Source organism: Proteus sp. G4380 (assembly GCF_963885725.1).
GTDB classification, from domain to species: Bacteria; Pseudomonadota; Gammaproteobacteria; order Enterobacterales; family Enterobacteriaceae; genus Proteus; species Proteus mirabilis.
On the sequence record NZ_CAWPAV010000203.1, the window covers coordinates 1 to 15,329 of the forward strand.

Sequence of the window (15,329 nt, forward strand, 5' to 3'; positions counted from 1 at the left end):
CTAATAGTGAGACTATTTTTATTGTGATGTCAGTCACATAAAAGCAAGGGTAGGAGTGCAATGACTGTCAATATAGCTTGCCATTTATCCCTATCTTATTGATATATTTTAAATAAAATAAATTATTAGTTAACTATTTAAATAACAACTGTTATATATAGATCACTAACTATTTTAATAAGAAAATGTATAGTATTGCTATTCAGTTTATTTAAGCTATTGTCGGTTTTTATTTGGAGAATATAGTGAAAAGTCAAGATTTGTTGGGTTTATCTTCTGCTAACATTCTAAATGCTGAATTTGAGAAGAAGTACCGTGATGTTATTGCTCACTTTTTCAGCCGTGATCCGCAGTATTGGCCGATATTTCAGGATAAAACCATTCAGTCTATTACACAGTTTAGAAAGACCATGACGAATGATAAGGATCAATTACAGCGTTATGAGAATGGGCAGGCGTTATTTGACCGTTTAATGGCTGATGGGCAGATCCAGCAACATATTAATTACCCAGAGAATGATCCTAACGAGTTACTCATGTTAGTGTCGACGTTATGCAAAAACTGGGAAAATCCATTAGCGGTTGAGAATGTCATTGCGATGCCAAGCGATCCGGGTGTTTATGGCTCAATATTAGGATTAATGGGCAATCCTAATATGGTTTATTGTGAATACTCTGGTGTTGCTGATGTTTTAGAAAAAGTCACCATTAAAAAAGTAGCTAAATTAGTAGGGTACGATCCCGAAGTTGCCTCTGGGGTTTTCACCCAGGGTGGCATCATGTGTAACTTATATGGTTATCTATTTGGTTTACGTAAATCAATGCCTAATTCTAAACATTTAGGCATGGCAGCCGATCAGGATTATCGTATTATTAACTCTCAAGGGGGTCATTATTCTAATATGACCAACTTGGCGCTATTAGGGGTTGATGTTAATAACAAGACTATCCGCATTAAGGTGTCCGAAGATAATACGATTAATTTAGAACACTTAGAGCGTGAATTAAGAGCTTGTTTTACTGTTAAGTGTAAAGTACCAACTATTATGCTGACGACAGGGACGACGGACACCTTTGGTGTTGATGATGTTAAAGGCGTTTGCGAATTAAGAGATCGTCTGTGTGAAGAATTTGAAATCGCGGTTAAACCACATATTCACGTCGATGCAGCAGTAGGTTGGCCAATTATTTTCTTCTTAGATTATGATTTTAATAGCAACCCTCTGGCTATCAACGATATTACTTTAGAAGGTTTACGCCAAAATGTGGCGAAATTTAAACATCTAAAATATGCTGATTCAATTACTATCGATTTCCATAAGTGGGGATATGTACCTTATACCTCAAGTTTAGTGTTAGTGAAAAATGGTAATGACTTTGTTGCCCTTGAAAATGATCCGGAAAACTTCACTTACTTTGAACATGAATTAGAAGGTCAAACCCATTTACAATCAACTATTGAATGTACACGTAGTGGGGTTGGTATTTTTGGGGCTTATTCTGCAATGCATTATATGGGGATTGAAGGCTATCAAACCATCATTGCCCATTGCCTACAAAACGCGAACTATATGCGCCATCAATTACTTGCTATGGGGAATGCCAAAGTCATAGTGCCTCAAAACCAAGGCCCAAGTGTTGGGTTTAAATTATATGATCCAAACTTAGTCTCTGATCCTAATGTTGCCTTTGATCTAGAATCAACCTGTGCGACAGATAAAGAAGCCTATGACTTTATGGTTCATAATGCACAATGGCATAGAAAATTATTCTTACAACGGGGTAAAAAGGGATTATTTACCAACTGGGTTGATTCTATTGCTTGCTCTAAGTATGCAAAAAATAATCGCTATGTTTATATTCCGGGGGAAAAAGCTGTCTTTATGAACCCGAATACGGAACGTTCCCATATTGATAATTTCTTAAAGATAATCACTGAAATGAGCCATAGTTTAAGTGCTAAGAAAGTTAGCAAGATTTAACTCGTGAGTTGATTGAATAAAATAAACTGTACCTTGATTGAGTAAGCTTACATAAGGTACAGTTTTTTGTATAAGAAGTGTGCTCATTATCTGAGTTGGCTATCTTTACTACCACGGCGATTATAGCCACTAAAGGTATTATATTTTTTATCTATCGTTTCTTGGCAGTTAATACAATAGCGAACCCCTCGAATCGCTTTTTGCCGAGCTAATGGAATTGCTTCACCACACTCATCACAAAACTCAGCACTTTCTCCCTGAGTCATTTGGTTACGCGCTCTTGCAATGGCATCATCAATAGTGGCATCAATTTGTTCTTGAACAGCACTATCATTTGCCCATCCACTTGCCATCATATTCTCCTATTAATACAGTGAATATAGGAATTAATATTGGGATGCTGTCGAAAAAAACAACAGCTAGGAGCACTATTTTTTAATAGATAATGATGGTTAGGTGCATTAAAAAGAAAAATAGCCACGTTCCATGTGGCTAAAATAATTGGCTATACTGTTTTTCTTGTTATTGGCCTCTTCAGGTTGCCTCTCTCATAAGCTATTTGATAACAGACAATTAAGTTAAAGCTGTTGTAACTTGTTTTACCGGAACCAGATGACAACAGTCACTTTCACCGGTTTTTTCAAAGGTCGATAAACGGGTGATTAAGAGTGAGTGAATATCTGTTAATAATCCTTCTGTTTGCAGTTTTTGCATGATGTTTTCATCACCATCATTATTATTTTGACGTTGATAAGTGACAGGCGTTACACCACGTAATACAGTCAACTGACCAGCAAGTGCGGGGTTATCTGTTAATGCATAGATATTGTTATTTGGCATAAAGCGCGATAGAAGCGTGACTGATTGACCATTGTCAGTTAAAGCAGCAACGCTCAGATGTTTATCATTATGAAAAGCTGCTGTGGTCGCCGCTAAAGCAATCCAACGGCCTGTTTGTGAATAGTAAGAAGGGGATTGCCATGGGTTTTCGGCATTGGCGGCAAAAGAGCGCTCTGCACCTTCTGCAACACGAGCCATTGCACGAACGGCTTCTTCAGGATATTTACCTGCGGCTGTTTCTGCAGAAAGCATCACCGCATCTGTGCCATCACCTACTGCATTAGCGATATCCATCACCTCCGCGCGGGTAGGCATGGGATTTTCAATCATGGACTCCATCATTTGGGTGGCTGTAATAACCGGGCAACCTAGAGCACGACAACGAGCAATTAACTGTTTTTGTGCACCAGGGAGACTGGCATCGCCAATTTCAACCGCTAAGTCCCCTCGCGCTACCATAATGACATCCGATGCTTTAATAATGTCATCCATATTGGCTTGACATGAAACGACTTCTGCACGCTCTACTTTGGCAACAATTTTTGCCTGACTGCCAGCAGCAACAATTAAACGACGGGCATATTCAATATCAGCACCGTTACGAGGGAAAGAAACGGCTATATAATCTGCTTGAATAGCGGCTGCTGTGTGTATGTCTTGCTTATCTTTGTCCGTTAAGGCTGGTGCGGATAAACCGCCGCCGAGTAAATTAATTCCCTTACGGTTAGATAATTTTCCACCGACAGTGACCACTGTCTCAATATTATTATTATTTACTGCACGGACTTTTAATTGGATATTACCGTCGTCAAGTAACAGAATATTCCCTGGTGTGACTTCTTGTACAAGTTGTGGGTAATCTAACCCCACTTGTTGTTCATCGCCTTGTGTGCTGTCTAAATCTGCATTGAGGATAAAACTATCCCCTTGTGTTAATTGAATAGCATTATTTTTAAAACTCGCTATACGGATCTTAGGGCCTTGCAGATCAGCTAAAATGCCGATAAATACACGATGTTTTTTTGCGACCTGACGGATAGTTGCGGCTGTGGACTGATGCTGTTCGCGAGTACCATGTGAAAAATTTAAACGAAATACATTAGCGCCAGCTAAAATCAGTTTTTCAATCATCTGTTCTGAGCAACTAGCAGGGCCAAGAGTCGCAACAATTTTTGTCTTACGCATAGTGACATTCTCTTTTTTAAAGAGGGATACTGAAAAGTATCCCTTGATAACAACTTAATTTATTAATCCATGGTGACTTTTTTCGCATTCCAGACCAGCGTAGCTAAGATCATGGACACGATGGCAGAACCAATCCAGAAATACTGTACCGTTGTGAAATCATAGTGAGTGATATCACCGACTTGCGTGACTTTGATCAGCGAGGCAGAAACAAGCTCTTGAGCAGATGCGGCAATATAAGCAAAAAGTCCGATAAAGCCTTTTACTGCACCTACTGCGTTTTTTGGCATCAGATCGCAAGCCGTTAAGCCCGCCAAGAACACCACCAGTCCGCCCATAGCAAAACCAATCATACTTAATGCAATGGCATCCATAACACGGCTTTGTGGTCCCCAGAACATGAGGGCGAAACCGGCAATATTGGCGATACCATAAATAAGTGTTGGGATATGACGATTAGCATTAAATAGTTTGTCAGAGGCCATACCGGCTAAGATGGCGCCAAAGAAGCCGGCAATAGGGTAAGTTGACATAGCAAAGCCAGCATCAATCAGTGAATAGCCTTTTGAGCCTTGTAGATAAAGCACCGCCCATGAACTGATTGCGTAGCGTGAAATATACATGGCAGCGCAAGCTGCAGCGATGATCCATACGGTAGGTTGTTTTAGGACAAATAATTGAGCACGGCGAGTTTCTTTTGGATCACTTGATTTAACGGCTTCTGACTCTTCACCATACGCACTGGCAGGATCAGGTAGACCATAAGTACGAGGACGATCTTTTAAGATCATCAGTAAGATGATACCTGCTGCAATACCCGCGATACCTGCACCGATAAAACCGGCACGCCAGCCAAAGAAACTCACTATGGTCGCAGTTAATATCCAAGTGATTGCTTCACCGATATTACGTGAGCCACCCCAGATAGAATAGACTGTACCGCGCTGTTTCGGAGAAAACCATTGGAAAATAGACACACAAGAAGGGGCAGATCCTACCGATTGGAACCAACCATTAATTCCCCACAATAAGATGAAGAATAGGCTCGCAGTCGACATTCCCATAAAGATACAAACAAAAGAGGACGCAATCAGCGAGATGGACATAAAGCGGCCAATATTGGCATAATCCGACAAGAAGCCATTGGAAAACTTACCAAAGGCATAGGTAAAGAAGAACGCCGACCCCATTAAACCCAGTTCTGCAGTGGTCACAATACCGGCATCTAGCATCGGCTTTTTAACGACACCAAGTGCCATACGTACCACATAGAACATGGCATAACCTAGTACTAGCCCAAGAAAAACCTGCCACTGATATTTTTTATATATTGAGCGGATCTTTTCATTGGACGCTTCGATTAGCGGCAGATCCTTTCTGGTTTTAAAGAAACTTAACATAGAGATGACTCCGAATATTATTCATGCCTGAAGCTGATTTTGTTTTTCAGGGCAGATGCTATTCATTTAGGCCATCAGAGGGCAAAAGCGCTAATTTGAGTCAGAGCTGACACATTCTGCTGAATCGGTGAGTCAAATTTGTAACATTGCTATTAGGTGTTGGACTAAAAATGAGTGAATATATCGTCGTATCATCATCGAAAATGGGTCATTAAGGACTCATTCACTGAAAATAATAAATATTGCTAAATATCAGAAAGTTGATGCTCAACACATTTTTAGGTTTATTCAACACAAAATCAGGGGTATGTCATGAGAATAAAAATAATCTTTAGCCTCATACTATTATTTAGTTGGCTGTTTATCACTCCAGCAAAAAGTGATGAGCAGCCATTGGTTATACTGACGACACTTTCAGATACACCCATGCGACCACTTACCGAAGCTTTTAGTGCTCGTTATCCTGAAACTAAGGTACAAGTGGTTTATCGGCGTGTTGCGATCGCTACACGGATGATGAAGCAGTATCCTACGCAACCTGTTGATATAGTGATGTCCTCTTCGGCTAATTTTTTTCATCATTTAGATAGAGAAGGACTACTCGCGCGCTTACCGATTAACTATGAAACACCAAAATGGCTAACTCGTCATAGTGATATCTTAAATGACAAAATAACCACGGTGGGTTATTCAGGTATTGGGATCATGAGTAACAGACAATACTTGCAAAAGTTAGGTATTCCGGCACCTAAAAGTTGGATTGATTTAAGTGATCCGATTTACCAAGGGCACTTAACTATGACGACACCAGCCAACTCTGGCACGATGCAACTGATGGTTGAAAATGTGCTGCAAGAATATGGTTGGGAGCGCGGATGGCAAATTTTACTAGAAACCAGTGGTAACCTTTCTTCGATATCGGCACGTAGTTCACGAGTGAGTGACGCTATTGCCAGAGGTATTGTGGGGGCGGGGCCTATTATTGATAATTACGCTTTTAACCACCAAAAACGCTTTGATTTTGTTGATTTTAGTTATTTTGATAAATCAATTATTTTACCTGCTTATGTCGCTATTGTGGCTGAAAGCAGTAAAAGAGATACTGCGGCCAAATTTATCGCCTTTCTTTTATCGGATGAAGGACAAGAGATTATCTATAAAAGTGATATGGCGAAGATCCCCCTCAGCAAAGAAATTTTACGTAATAATGATGAGCTTGCTAATAATACTGAGTTTATTTTAAACAGTAATGAAGCTTATCGCCGTAGCGAAGTGGTCAATGTTCTTTTTGATCAAATGATCACCCATAATTTTCCATTAATGCGCCAAGTTTGGAATGAGATCCACGAGGCAGAAAAACAACAAAATCGATCACCAGAACGGATCGCAGCAACCAATCAAGCCCGAAAAATAGCCAGTTCAGTACTAATTAGCGAAAAAGAAGCTAATTCACCGACATTACAAGCCTTATTTATGAAAGAAGCCGATCAGCGGGAATATTCAGATCAAGCGTTAGCCGTATTGTACCAATGGCGTACATTAGAAGCGGAAAAACTTGAACAAGCATTAGTTTTATTGAAAGAAACTAAATCTCCCTAACCGCCTTGTGGTTCAGATATACAGTTGAAAATACTGTTTTTTTGAAAGGTATGATGGATGCAGATATTAATGCCTAAGCAATCGGGCAAACTCGGTAGACGCCTTTATTTGGCGTTTATCTTTAGTTCGTTACTCACTTTATTGATTGGTGGGGTGATATTTTTTATGTGGGGAAAATTAGCCACTCAAATCAATGCGTCTGTTGGTGACTCCTTACCTATGTTAACCACCAGCTATAATATGGAGCGTTACAGCACTAATTTACAGATGCTATTAAAAGAGCGTGAGCAAACACAACGTAAATCAGTTTCAGAACAACAAAAACAGCAAATTTATCAACTATTAGATAATCTGCGCGAGTTTCCGATTGAGCAACAATCACAACGCACTTTTTATAATCAATTAGTGGATGACTTATCAAACTTAATTGAGCAGCAAGATATTTTATTAGATAAACGTCGTGAACTCGAAAATAGGTTAGCACAGCTTTTAGGTCAATTGGCTTGGATGCATGATGCGGTAGGTGAAGATATTAAGCCTCTACTTAATGAAATTGAGTGGCATGTCAGCCAAATGCTTAATGAAAAAAATGTACAGGAAAATAGCTTACAACTGCTTTTAGAATCAACGTTACTTCAAGAGTTATTCACTACAGAAAATGAATTAATTAGCTTAGTGGAAGAAATTGCACATCAACGCTATAGCCGTGATATTGATGTCGCATTTCACTATATAAGTGTCAAAATTGATGAAATTATCGCTTTAAATCAAAAATTAAAAAGCTATCCTTCTACCATTGCTCATCGCCAAGTATTGCAAGAAATTATTGCGATCACTCGTTTTGACGGTGATATCTATCAAACATTGATTGATGATGTCGAAACCGAAAAAAAACTTAAAGCACTTACCCCTAAATTAAATGAAAAATTATCTCAGTTTGATAATGCAGTAAGAAGTAATGTGCTTGCCACCAGTGAAGCATTGAATAAGCTCAATGATAATACGCGACAACTGATGGCAACGGGAAAAATTGTCATTATCTTAATTGTCGTTGCTTCACTATTGCTCAGCATTATTGTCATGAAAATCTTAATAGATAGGCGACTGATTGCTAGATTAAATAAGTTGAGTGATGATCTCGCCCATGTTGCTAAAGGTCATTTAACAGAGCCTGTATTAATTGAAGGGCAAGATGAAATTGGATTATTAAGTCGCCGTTTGCGGCGCTTTTGGCGTCAAATGAAAGAAGTTGAAGCCACGAATGCCCTGAATCTGATTAATAATACCGATGCCAGTTTAATTACTTGTCATCATGATGGACGTATGGAAACCGTCAATCCCAGTGCTGCTACTTTATTAGGTATTGGTCATGAACAGAGCAATAAACCATTATGGTTATTATTTAGTGGTGAAGCCAATACGATATTAAGAGCGCAGTTTAGTCCCACAAGTCCGCTTTATTTGTTTGGGCAAAGTGAGTCTATTGTGAGCATGGTAAAACAAGGAAAGCCTCATTTTCTGCAATTTAATATTCGCGAATATCCTCATAAAGACGAGCATAAATATATTGTGACGATCACGGATATTACTCGCCAAGAATTAAGTCGATTAGAATTAAAACATCTTGTGGCATTAAAAACCCAAGATTTACAAGAAAAGAACCAACAATTAAATGAAGAAATTGTGCGTCGTGAACAAGCACAAAAACACTTAATTCAGACACAAGAAGAGTTAGTGCAAGCGGCCAAAATGGCTGTAGTAGGACAAGCAATGACCAGTCTTGCACATGAATTAAATCAACCGCTTTCAGCCATTAATACCTACTTATATAGCGTTAAATTAACACTACAGATGGAGAAATATGACCAACTTCCTGATCCCATTGAGCGTATTGAAAAATTATGTGCTCGTATGAATAGGATCATTACGGCATTACGTAATTTTTCTAAAAAATCCTCATCTGAAGTCAGTTATGTTTCAGCGCCGTTACAGGGGCTGGTGGAAAGTGCCATGGTATTAGTGGAATCGCGCTCTAAACGAGAGCAGTGCACCATTATCAATAATATCCCCAGTGAACTGAATATTTGTGCCGATCCAACACAAATAGAGCAGGTCTTAGTTAACCTGTTTGTTAATGCAATGGATGCGGTCGCAGGAATGGGCGAAAGTCAGATCAGCGTCGACCTATTATCGGATGAAGCGAAATATCAACGAGTGGGCATTACCGATAGTGGCAAAGGATTTAATGCTGATGTTTTACCAAAATTATTCACCCCTTTTACCACCACCAAAGATGTTGGGCTAGGGTTAGGGCTATCGATTTGCCGTTCTATTATGCAACGGTTTGGTTATGAAATTTACTTAGCATCGGCATTAAATTGCGGTGCGATGGTTGTTTTGGAGTTTACTCATGACACAGTCACTGCTGTCTGATATTGATGTACTATTAATTGATGATGATGAGGATATTCTCGAATCTTATCGTCATTTGCTTAATCTTGCCGGAATGGTTGCCAGAGTGACTGATTCGCCAGAAAAAGCATTGAGTCTGCTGACACCAGAATATGAAGGTGCGGTAGTGTTAGATATTTACATGCCTGCGATGAATGGCATGGAAGTCTTAGCGCGTATTCAACAAATTGATCCTCGTATTCCGGTGATTATGATCACCGGCCACGGTGATATACCCCTTGCTGTAGAGGCCGTTAAAAAAGGCGCTTATGATTTTATTGAAAAGCCCATTAATCCACCGCTATTTTTAGAGTTAGTTGCTAAAGCGCATAAAGAGCGAAAATCACTTCTTTCACTTAGAAAAACGATGATCACCACCACTCAAGAGCGTTTAGTTGGCGATAGTGCACAAATTACCGCCATTAGACAGCAAGTACAGCAAATTGCTGATATTGATAAAGACTTAATGATTGAAGGTGAGATGGGGACAGGGCGACATCTACTCGCTCAGTTATTACATGAATTAAGTCCTCACAGCGATAAAGCGGTGACTACGGTAGATTGTCAAAATTTAGTAGATATTAAGCCACTGATTGCTCAAATAGAGCAAGAGGAAGTCGGCACACTTATTTTACGCTCCCCTTATGATTTACCTTCTGGTGCACAACGTTGGTTAAGTGCTTACCTATTAGATATGGAAAGGCAGGGTAAGCGCCAATTTAGAACGATCGCGATTTTAGAAAATAATACCCAGCAATTAGTCACTGAAGGGCGATTGATACCTGAGTTCTATTACTACTTTTCGCAAATAACTTTTTCTTTGCCGCCATTAAGCGCAAGACGCCCGGATATTATTCCTCTATTTAGAGCCTTTTTACGGCAAAGTGCTCAGCGGCTTGGGATCGCCGTACCAAAAATTGATCGTAATTATCTCGATATATTAAAACGTTATGATTGGCCTGGAAACATTCGTGAGCTACGGAATGTCGCTGAACTCTATGCTGTTGGTATTGTGAAAATGGTTGATAGTGAGCAACATCGTGCCATTATCCCCCCTGAAGGGCCTTTAGATAACTTAGTTGATGATTATGAGCGTCGCTTAATTGAAGATGCACTCTATTTATTTGCTGGTCGTGTGAGCGATGTGGCTGATTATTTAGGTATCCCACGTAAAAAACTCTATTTACGCATGAAAAAGCATGAACTGGATAAAGAGAGTTATAAACCTAAGGTTTGATAGTTATCAATAAGCGCCATTTGGCGCTTATTGCATTAGCACATTAATTTATTGATCCAATAATTAATTCACTACTCTTGAGATCAAGGGTTAATTCTTGTGCTTCTTTTATTTTTAATAATCCATCACCTAAATGAACTAACATAGGTAGCCCCATCTGCGTGGCGATAATGGCACTGTGAGAACAACTATCCCCTTCAGCTAAGGTAATGGCTAATAATTGAGTCGCATCAAACTGAATTAATGTCGAGGGGAATAACTCTTTAGCCACTAAAATAGAGGGTTGTGATGGGGTAAATTTAGGAGGCGTTTTCTGTTGTAAATGGTAAAGAACTTGATTGCGCAGATCACGAAGATCTAACTCCCGTGCTCTCAAATAAGGATCACTGAGAGTACGGTAGAGTTGGATACGTTCTTTCATTTCATTCGTCCAACTCTGCTGAGCGCTAACGTTATCTGTTTTAATACGATCGATAACATTGGTGAGTAATTCTTCATCATCCAGCATCATGATATGGCCGTTAAAAATAGCGCCTATTTGTTCACCTAATGTGTGATTGGCTTTTTCAGCATAGTGCTTCAAATCATTGAGTGTATCTTTTATCGCTTGATTAAATTGCTCAATTTGTATTGTGCTATCGAGTGGTGCAGATAAATTTTCAATAGGAGCTAATTCTAGCTCATGCCAAATAAAAGCCGGTCCCTTGATGGGGGAAGCGGGTACGAGAGTACCGGTTAAACTTTGCTCCGTGAGTTCATCCGGTAATGCTTCGCCAAAACCTTGTTTAGCCAGTGCTAAAAAGGCATCAATAGCCTCATTTTCTTGTTCCCCTGAAGCAATTAAGGTTATTTCATCACCTTGGCGAATTTGAATAAGAGAAAGTTGATTTAAACTAAGGGGATTAATGCGTCTATCTCCCTTAATTAATTGATAGTCAGCACGAAATTTTGACAGTAGCTCAACCAGTGTCGCTGCAGGTCTAACGTGTAAACCATGAGGATTTTTTACCACCCAATGAGCTTCTTTGCCGTGCATTTGAATAGAAGGCGTGACATCATTTGGCTCTGAGCCACCCATGTTTTCACCCAATTGCATCTTTTTAGGGGTTAGTGCATGGTTGGCTTCTTCGAGAACCTTTTCTAAGCTAGCTCCGGATGACGCTGCGACAACAGCGGCTAATGTTCCTTCTACCAGCGGAGCTGAGCATAGTGTCACTTTTTGCGCTAATTCTGTATCAAGCAGTTCAATTGCTGTCTCTGTACTGAGTATGGCACTACCTAAATCCATCATAACAATAATGGCATCAGCTTCGGCGAGCGATTCAATCGCCGTCATAATTTTAACAGCGTCAGTACCAATAGGGTGCGCTTCATCATCAACACCTGCGGCAATGGCTAATCGGCAATGCGTTGGGTTAAGCATTTGATTCGCCAACGCCTCAATACCCTCAGCAAGATGTTTACTATGAGAAACAATCACGATATTAATCATGGCAGACCTCTCTTGATTATATTGTGAATGATTATGCGTGGATAGCATTAGACAGCGCTTGGAGGATCAATACCACAGAGGCACTGCCGGGATCTTTATGTCCTATACTGCGCTCACCAAGATAACTGGCACGGCCTTTTTTCGCTTGCATAGGAATAGTTTCCTCCGCCGCTTTTTCTGCAACTTTCAGTGCATTATCAATAGCATCTTCTATAGATAAACTTTGGTCATTCGCATGCTTTAAACTATCAACCACAGGCCACCAAACATCACACATAGTTTTATCATTTGGTTGTGCTTTACCGCGACTGACAATGCCATCAACACCTTCTTTAGTCATTTCATAAAGTTGATTTACATCGAGACTTTGTAATGATGCGGTGGGCTTAGCGGCACGAATAAAGAAGGTGCCAAAAAGAGGACCGCTGGCACCACCAATATTAGACAGTAATGTCATACCGGTATTTTTAAGGATAAAACCAATATCTTTATCGGCAAATTCAGGTAATTTCTCCGCTACCTTTTTGAAGCCTCTATTCATATTTAAGCCGTGGTCAGCATCGCCAATTTCACGGTCAAGATCGGTGAGATAGTCACTGTTTTGTTCAAAAAGTTGAGCGCATTGTTGTAGCCAAAGAATAATTTGATGATGAGTTAATACCATTTTCTGATCCTTAGTTATCGTTATAGGAAAACTTATTTTGTCATCGCAGGTGTAGCAACGGGTGCATCCCACAAAGTAAGTAGCGCGTCATCTACTTTTAATAAGGTAATTGAGATCCCCGACATATCGAGCGAGGTACAATAAGAGCCAATTAACGAACGTTCGATGTTAAGACCAAAGTTTTCACAGCACAGGGCAAGGCGATGATAAACACCATATAATTCAGAAAGGGGAGTGGCGCCAAGATTATTGACTAGGGCTATAACACGATCGCCTGATTTTAGTGGCTGTTTTTCTTGTGTCTCTTCAATCCAATCACCATTGACTCGATCCCAACTGCGAATGGTGCGCTGATAGTGACCATTTTCAATTAGAGTATTAAACATTGCATCAACGGTATCATTTAATGAAGTAAATGGGCGACGGTCTATTCCTGGCTCTCCGTGGATCCCAACGCCAAATTCCATTTCATTTTCAGGGAGAGTAAAAGAGGGTTTTCCTGCAGCAGGTACGGTGCAAGCCTGTAGTGCAATACCAATAGAAAAACCATTATTATTAATTTGATGACCTAGCTTAACCAAATCATCGAGTGTATCGCCACGCTCAGCCGCCGCACCTAGCAATTTTTCCATTAATACGGTATTCGCTACACCACGACGACCGGCGGTATACAGACTATCTTTAACCGCAACATCATCATCAACTAATACTGTAGCAATTTTTACACCTTCATCATGTAGTAGTTCTGTCGCAGTTTCAAAATTGAGTACGTCACCGGTGTAGTTTTTAACGATCATTAATACACCTTCACCGCTATCAATTGCTTTTGCGCAATCGTACATTTTATCTGGGGTTGGTGAGGTAAAGATCTCACCAGGACATGCCCCATCAAGCATGCCTTTTCCAACAAAACCGGCATGCATTGGCTCATGTCCACTGCCACCTCCAGATAAAAGGGCTACTTTACCTTTTACGGGGGCATCATGACGGGTGACATAAAAAGAAGAGGGATGGAGATTGATTTCAGGGTGGGCTTTAGCAAAACCTTGCAGTTGTTCTGATAAAACATCATCAACACGATTAATAAGCTTTTTCATCTATATACTCCATTTGAAACTTGTATTGAAATTTTATGTAACAGAATGCTGTTACATAAGATTTCGACAAATTCTGATTAAAGGAATGACTCATTTTATGGCTTTTTTAATCAAAACCGCGTTCTGTGGTTGTTGAATTGCTATGTTGCTTTAATAAGCGATATAAGAATGTTTCTGTTGGATTAAATTAAATCTACATCATTTATGGTTATATAAGAACCAGTTAACTTATTTACCTGCCAGAATGGGAGCAGGATCATAAAATCAAGGCAAAATAGAGTAAGTAAAAAAGCGTTATATCTCTTGTAACAAGGTTAAGGCTTTTTCTCGTTGCTGTGGCGAGAGATTTTTTATCATTGCTAATAAAAGGGCATCTTGTTTTTTGGCGCTGGGACTTAGAGTATGACTAAAGGTAAGATTTAGCACAAAGGTATGCCCACAAAGCGGATCACGGCAGGCACAGTAAAGATCTGTTAACTCTTTATGCTTGCGATTACTTTTCTTTATCATCGCTTTTTCACCACATTCAGGACAGTAAATTGTTAAAACACGCATGGTATTTTCTCTTGATTATCAATCTATCACCACCTTCTATATTAGCCTAAGTTTGTACAATCACCAGTAATATTATTGTTTTTTTGTATTTTAATTTGTTGTTAACTGATTTTTATCATTAAAAACAAGTTTATTTGTTTATTTAACTAAAAATAATTCGGTTAACCTCGGTTAAACACCATTAACCGACAATAGCCGAACAAAGTTACTAGTATAAAATACAAAATTTATAGATAATGATTTCACGTTAAACCTACATGTGGAGATGCAACGTATTGAATTTAAATATTATTTAATTTGTTGTAATGACTAATATGTGGAGAAAAATAGGTAATGGATAACCTATTACAAATTAACAAGGAAGTGGGCAAGGATAGTACAAAAGGACGTTGTATTTATCCTTGAGCAAAAGGATCTTGCATATTCCATACAGATTATCTGATTGATACTAGGAGGTGAGGGTTCTTTTTACGGCTAAATACTGTAAGCGAATGCGAGGTATATTCATGGATGAATATGATCACACACTAGTATCATTGGTAGTTGTTGGCGCTTTTATTGCATTAGGGAAGATGCTAGTTGCTAATGAAGTTATCACATTACGACTATTTATTGGCAGGATCATCCTAGGATCAGCGGTTTCTGTTGTGGCAGGTGCTCTGTTGATTTTATGGCCGGGTATTCATCCTATTGCGGTTATGGGGATCGGCTCTGCCCTGGGGATCGCCGGTTATCAACTTGTCGAAATTTGGCTAAGGAAAAAAGGAAATGAGCTATTTTCACGGAAGAAAAACTAAGTGACCAATGATTAATTATCAATAATCAAT

12 protein-coding genes are annotated in these 15,329 nt (G+C 39.4%); 5 read left to right on the forward strand and 7 right to left on the reverse strand.

Annotated features, from left to right (window positions below; translation table 11 throughout):
* Nucleotides 1-245 precede the first annotated feature (245 nt).
* On the forward strand, nt 246-1,982 hold the full coding sequence (locus AACU98_RS17510; RefSeq protein WP_161735273.1) for a pyridoxal-dependent decarboxylase: 1,737 nt from the start codon (nt 246-248) through the stop codon (nt 1,980-1,982).
* An 86-nt stretch (nt 1,983-2,068) separates the two neighbouring features.
* On the opposite strand, the gene AACU98_RS17515 is transcribed toward AACU98_RS17510, so the two are convergent.
* The 3 genes from AACU98_RS17515 to AACU98_RS17525 all read right to left on the reverse strand — a co-directional run bounded on the left by AACU98_RS17515 (nt 2,069) and on the right by AACU98_RS17525 (nt 5,407).
* Nucleotides 2,069-2,335: a DksA/TraR family C4-type zinc finger protein gene (locus AACU98_RS17515; protein ID WP_004250189.1), complete on the reverse strand. Its 267-nt coding sequence runs from the start codon at nt 2,333-2,335 to the stop codon at nt 2,069-2,071.
* A 220-nt stretch (nt 2,336-2,555) separates the two neighbouring features.
* Nucleotides 2,556-4,007, reverse strand: a complete 1,452-nt coding sequence (pyk, locus tag AACU98_RS17520; RefSeq protein WP_087741087.1) for a pyruvate kinase — start codon at nt 4,005-4,007, stop codon at nt 2,556-2,558.
* Nucleotides 4,008-4,069: 62 nt separating this feature from the next.
* Nucleotides 4,070-5,407: an MFS transporter gene (locus tag AACU98_RS17525; protein WP_004245631.1), complete on the reverse strand. Its 1,338-nt coding sequence runs from the start codon at nt 5,405-5,407 to the stop codon at nt 4,070-4,072.
* A 312-nt stretch (nt 5,408-5,719) separates the two neighbouring features.
* Here AACU98_RS17525 and AACU98_RS17530 point away from each other — a divergent pair, with 312 nt between their 5' ends.
* The 3 genes from AACU98_RS17530 to AACU98_RS17540 all read left to right on the forward strand — a co-directional run bounded on the left by AACU98_RS17530 (nt 5,720) and on the right by AACU98_RS17540 (nt 10,694).
* Complete coding sequence (locus AACU98_RS17530) at nt 5,720-7,006, forward strand: ABC transporter substrate-binding protein (protein WP_004245630.1); 1,287 nt, start codon at nt 5,720-5,722, stop codon at nt 7,004-7,006.
* Nucleotides 7,007-7,075: 69 nt separating this feature from the next.
* Complete coding sequence (locus AACU98_RS17535) at nt 7,076-9,439, forward strand: ATP-binding protein (RefSeq protein WP_273816517.1); 2,364 nt, start codon at nt 7,076-7,078, stop codon at nt 9,437-9,439.
* Nucleotides 9,417-10,694 (forward strand): sigma-54-dependent transcriptional regulator, encoded by a 1,278-nt coding sequence (locus AACU98_RS17540; protein WP_004245628.1) that lies wholly within the window; start codon nt 9,417-9,419, stop codon nt 10,692-10,694. Before AACU98_RS17535 ends, AACU98_RS17540 begins: the two co-directional genes overlap by 23 nt.
* Nucleotides 10,695-10,737: 43 nt before the next feature.
* Here the strand turns inward: AACU98_RS17540 and dhaM are convergent, their stop codons facing one another.
* The 4 genes from dhaM to AACU98_RS17560 all read right to left on the reverse strand — a co-directional run bounded on the left by dhaM (nt 10,738) and on the right by AACU98_RS17560 (nt 14,502).
* Nucleotides 10,738-12,186, reverse strand: coding sequence for a dihydroxyacetone kinase phosphoryl donor subunit DhaM (gene dhaM / locus AACU98_RS17545; RefSeq protein ID WP_004250192.1), 1,449 nt, complete (start codon nt 12,184-12,186; stop codon nt 10,738-10,740).
* Between the two features lie 31 nt (nt 12,187-12,217).
* Nucleotides 12,218-12,850: a dihydroxyacetone kinase subunit DhaL gene (gene dhaL, locus AACU98_RS17550; RefSeq protein WP_004249430.1), complete on the reverse strand. Its 633-nt coding sequence runs from the start codon at nt 12,848-12,850 to the stop codon at nt 12,218-12,220.
* Between the two features lie 32 nt (nt 12,851-12,882).
* A complete protein-coding gene (dhaK, locus tag AACU98_RS17555) occupies nt 12,883-13,947 on the reverse strand; it encodes a dihydroxyacetone kinase subunit DhaK (RefSeq protein WP_004245625.1) in 1,065 nt (354 codons plus the stop codon).
* A 294-nt stretch (nt 13,948-14,241) separates the two neighbouring features.
* A complete protein-coding gene (locus AACU98_RS17560; protein WP_004245624.1) occupies nt 14,242-14,502 on the reverse strand; it encodes an ogr/Delta-like zinc finger family protein in 261 nt (86 codons plus the stop codon).
* A gap of 506 nt (nt 14,503-15,008) precedes the next feature.
* Between AACU98_RS17560 and AACU98_RS17565 the strand changes: the two genes are divergently transcribed.
* Nucleotides 15,009-15,299 (forward strand): phage holin family protein, encoded by a 291-nt coding sequence (locus AACU98_RS17565; protein ID WP_004249433.1) that lies wholly within the window; start codon nt 15,009-15,011, stop codon nt 15,297-15,299.
* Nucleotides 15,300-15,329: the final 30 nt, after the last annotated feature.